Raw genomic sequence first — 557 nt, forward strand, 5'->3', positions numbered from 1 at the left:
GGTGTCGATGCGCTTATGGGACACACCCGTTCCCATCCCGAACACGATGGTTAAGACGTAAGCGGCCGATGGTACTATATTGGAGACGATATGGGAGAGCAGGTGGATGCCGGATTTACTTTGTAAAACTCACTCGAAGACATCTATGAAATACGGATGATGTCACAGAGTGTTTATATAGAACGGACACGTTTTAATGGGTGGAGATAAAGGCGAAGCCTGTGATGTCTCGAAAGAGATGAAAAAAATGTGTTAACCTACTTCAGCAGGGTAGTGCTGTTCCATATAACTGGTTTTTACCAGTGATTAGTGAATTTGAAATATCAAGTTTACTAATGACTGATAAACTTCAGTCAAACATGTACCTTGAAAACCACATATTGAATATATCTAGAAAGATTTGAGTACAGGAAACTGTATGAGAATCGTTCAAGACATCCGAGGTGATATAAGAAGCGATTCTTATATCCAAACAAACAAAACTCGTTGAAGTAGTCTTAACGTAAGACGAACCAACAAACCTAAGACCAGAGATTCAACGCTATGAATCTTAGACA

General features: G+C 39.7%; 1 rRNA gene. It reads left to right on the forward strand.

Annotation, left to right across the window (positions count from 1 at the left end):
- A 5S ribosomal RNA gene (gene rrf, locus HMPREF9473_RS25850) occupies positions 1-115 on the forward strand; the annotation flags it as partial.
- Positions 116-557 lie beyond the last annotated feature (442 nt).

The sequence above is a fragment of the Hungatella hathewayi WAL-18680 genome (assembly GCF_000235505.1).
Lineage (GTDB): Bacteria > Bacillota > Clostridia > Lachnospirales > Lachnospiraceae > Hungatella_A > Hungatella_A hathewayi_A.